Origin of the sequence: Streptomyces sp. GbtcB7, assembly GCF_019091445.1 — a bacterium.
Taxonomy (GTDB): domain Bacteria; phylum Actinomycetota; class Actinomycetes; order Streptomycetales; family Streptomycetaceae; genus Streptomyces; species Streptomyces mirabilis.
Map to the genome: position 1 here is coordinate 1 of NZ_JAGXJM010000398.1, position 255 is coordinate 255.

General features: G+C 68.6%; 1 pseudogene. It reads right to left on the reverse strand.

Going from position 1 to position 255, the window contains the following annotated elements:
* Window positions 1–255, reverse strand: a pseudogene (locus KVT44_RS61430) (acetyl-/propionyl-CoA carboxylase subunit alpha); the annotation flags it as partial.

Consider the following 255-nt stretch of genomic DNA (forward strand, 5'->3'; position numbering starts at 1 on the left):
AGGGCGGGGTCGCCGTAGCCGAGTTCCTCGCCGTCGGCGATGCGGAACATCTCGCGGACGAGGTCGATGCCGGCGACCTCCTCGGTGACGGGGTGTTCGACCTGGAGGCGGGTGTTGACCTCGAGGAAGGAGATCGTGCCGTCCGTGCCGACGAGGAACTCCACGGTGCCGGCGCCGACGTAGCCGGCTTCCTTGAGGATCGCCTTGGAGGAGGAGTACAGCTCCGCCACCTGGTCGTCCGACAGGAACGGCGCG